Raw genomic sequence first — 3,685 nt, 5'->3', positions numbered from 1 at the left:
CAACCACAGAGCAACAACAGCAATTATCAGAGTTGTTGCAAACACAAAGAAGACTTGGTTTTCAATTCAACCAAGCACCATTGATGGGATGTACATTAGTGAGGCTAGATGAAGATAATTACAAGTTTATCTGGAGTCATCACCACATCCTCATGGATGGATGGTGTTTACCAATTATTTTTAAAGAAGTTATTAGTTTCTATGAAGCCGAAGTTACAGATGAAACTTTTTCATTGCCAACACCAACTCCCTACGGTGACTATATCGCTTGGTTGAATTCTCAAAACCAAGAAATTGCTTTTGAGTTTTGGCGGCAAACTTTGCAAGGTTTTAGTGCTCCTACTCCTTTGGTAGTAGACAACAATCAGTATCAAAAAGAATATATAAACTCAGATTACAAGGAACTGGAGTTAACTTTATCTGCTCAGACAAGCCGTGGATTACAAGACCTCGCACAACAACACCATGTTACCTTATCGACGATAGTACAAGCAGTTTGGGCATTACTATTAAGTCGTTATAGTGATGAAAAAGATGTTGTATTTGGTGTGATTGTTTCTGGTCGTCCTAGTAGTTTATCTGGGGTGGAAAAGATGGTGGGATTGTTTATCAACACCTTACCATTACGTCTCCAGATATCCCCCCAGCAGCAATTAATATCTTGGCTACAACAAATACAACAGCTAATGTTGGAATTACAAGATTATTCTTATACTCCACTGGTTGAAATTCAATCAATGAGTGAGGTCACAAGGGGAACACCTTTGTTTGAGAGTATTGTGGTGTTTGAGAATTATCCAGTTGATAGTTCTTTGTTAAATCAAAGTAATTCGCTAAAGGTAACTGAAATAGGAGGTTTTGAACAAAACAATTATCCATTGACTGTAGTTGCAGTTCCTAGGGATGAGTTGTTAATTAAGATTAGTTACGATACTGTTCGTTTTGAGTTAGATACAATTGAGCGGATGTTAGGACATCTGCAAACCATTTTCTGTGCAATTGTGGAAAATCCTTCACAGACGGTGGGCGAGTTACCTTTGTTAACTCAAGCAGAACGCCATCAGTTGTTGACCGAATGGAATGATACCGCTACTGAGTACCCCACTGATAAATGTATTCATCAATTGTTTGAGCAACAGGTAGACAAAACACCTCATTGTGTGGCGGTGGTGTTTGAGAATCAACAGTTAACTTACCAACAATTAAATCAAAGAGCTAATCAATTAGCATATCACTTGCAGAGCCTCGGTGTGGGAGCAGAGATACTGGTAGGTATTTGTGTGGAACGCTCTATTGAGATGCTGGTGGGATTGTTAGGGATACTCAAGGCTGGTGGTGCTTATCTACCTTTTGATTCTAACTATCCCCAAGAACGCCTAAGTTACATGTTAGAGGATTCTGCTGTGCAGGTGTTGCTTACTCAACAGTCGTTACTCCAATCTTTGCCACAACATCAAGCACAGGTGGTTTGTTTGGATGCTGATTGGGTATCAATAGAGCAATACTCTCACCACAATCTTGATGTTGAAGTAGCTTCTGATAATTTGGCTTATGTTATCTACACTTCTGGTTCTACTGGACAACCTAAGGGGGTTGAAATCTGCCATTACAGTGTGGTCAATTTCTTAAATTCAATGAGTCATTTTCCAGGATTAACTCAAGAAGATACGTTCTATGCTGTTACTACTATTTCCTTTGATATTGCAGCCCTTGAACTTTATCTGCCATTAACAGTAGGAGCAAAAGTTATTGTCGCTTCCCGCTCCATTGCAAGTAATGCAGATTCCTTACTATTTGAGTTATTCAAGTCGAAGATAACTGTTATGCAAGCCACTCCAGTTACTTGGCAAATGCTGTTAGCTGGTGGTTGGTCTTCTAATTATCCCCTAAAAGTATTGTGTGGTGGTGAAGCATTATCTGCTCAACTAGCTCATCAAATTCTTGAAACTGGTAGCGAATTGTGGAATTTATATGGCCCAACAGAAGCAACTATCTGGTCTACAATTTACCAATTAGGGACAAAGAAAACAGTTGCAAGAACTGAAAATGCACCTTCTCCCATCGGTCGTCCAATAGCCAACACCCAAATTTACATCTTAGACTCACACCTACAACCAGTACCCATCGGTGTTCCCGGAGAATTATACATTAGTGGTGATGGCTTAGCTAGAAGCTACCTCAACCGTCCAGAACTAACCCAAGAAAAATTTATCCCAAGTCCCTTCTCTAATTCTAAACACAAACGCCTTTACAAAACAGGCGACTTAGCCTGCTATGGTAGTGATGGTAGCATCAAGTTTCGAGGTCGCATCGATAACCAAGTGAAGGTGCGGGGCTTCCGTATAGAACTAGGAGAAATTGAATCTGTCTTAAATACCCACCCCCAAATCCAACAAGCTGTAGTTACTGCAAGAGAAGATATTCCTGGTAACAAGCGCTTAGTTGCGTATATAGTTATTAGAGATGAATTACTAACTACTGACCAATTACGTGAATTCATCAAACAAAAGCTACCAGAATATATGGTTCCCAGTGCTTTTGTCACCTTAGATATTTTACCCTTAACAGCCAACGGTAAGGTAGACCGCAAAGCACTACCAACACCTGATCAAGAAACATTTAGTAACTTACAATATATTCCGCCTCGGAATCGTACTGAGGAAGTAATTGCTAATATTTTTGCTTCAGTTTTGAGCATAGAAAAAGTGGGTATTTATGACAACTTCTTTACTTTGGGGGGACATTCCCTGTTGGCTACGCAAGTCATTTCTAGAGTAAAGCAAGCTTTTGCAGTCGATGTTCCTTTAAGAAATTTGTTTGAAGAACCGACAATAGCTAACTTATCAAAAATCATCGATAACAGTGATTCAACGTTAGTACAACAACTACAAACTACTCCTTTTGATCAATTACAAAATCGTGAGGAAATTGAACTGTGAAACCGATTCAAAAATTTCTGTCTGAACTCAATGGTTTAGATGTTAAACTATGGGTCGATGAAACTCGTTTGCGTTGTAATGCTCCCCAAGGAATACTTACACCAGAAATACGTACTCAACTGAGCGATCGCAAAGCTGAAATCATCAAGTTTTTACAATATTCTCAGCCTCAAACCATTCCCAGAAGTTCTCGCAATCAGCCATTACCACTATCTTGGGCACAAGAGCGACTATGGTTTCTTAACCAGCTTGAAGGATTAAGTGCCACTTACAACATGTCTTCTTGTGTCCGTATCACTGGTAATTTATATCTTGATGCCCTGAAACTTGCATTATCAGAAATAGTACGCCGTCACGAGATACTACGTACTAGCTTTCAAGCTGTGAATGGCACACCAATACAAGTAATTCACCCAGAAGCCACCATGAAAATAAATGTGGTGGACTTACAACAACACAGTAAAACAGAGCAAAAAACCCTAGTACAGCACCAAGCACACGAAGAAGCAACTGCTCCTTTTGACTTGGAAATAGCACCATTAATCAGATGTAGTTTATTACAACTAGAACAGTCAGAATATGTGTTGTTAGTAAATGTGCATCACATTGTTTCTGATGCTTGGTCAATAGGGGTATTCATTCAAGAGTTATCGACTTTATATCAAGCTTTTTGTATAGGAGTTCCATCCCCCTTACCAGAATTACCTATCCAGTACGCAGACTTTGCAGTTTGGCAAAGACAATGG

Annotated in this window: 2 protein-coding genes; both read left to right on the top strand. The window is 39.4% G+C overall.

The genetic code is table 11. The features are described 5' to 3' along the window. Window positions 1-2,939, top strand: a 2,939-nt coding sequence (locus FNW02_RS37635) for a non-ribosomal peptide synthetase (RefSeq protein WP_191762549.1), incomplete at its 5' end; no start/stop codon positions are given. Continuing rightward, window positions 2,936-3,685 (top strand): condensation domain-containing protein (locus tag FNW02_RS37630; protein ID WP_348535524.1); only part of this gene is annotated, 750 nt, incomplete at its 3' end. The genes FNW02_RS37635 and FNW02_RS37630, both read left to right, overlap by 4 nt.

This window comes from Komarekiella delphini-convector SJRDD-AB1, assembly GCF_014831675.1.
Lineage (GTDB): Bacteria > Cyanobacteriota > Cyanobacteriia > Cyanobacteriales > Nostocaceae > Komarekiella.
This window is presented reverse-complemented; position numbering and strand designations above follow the sequence as displayed.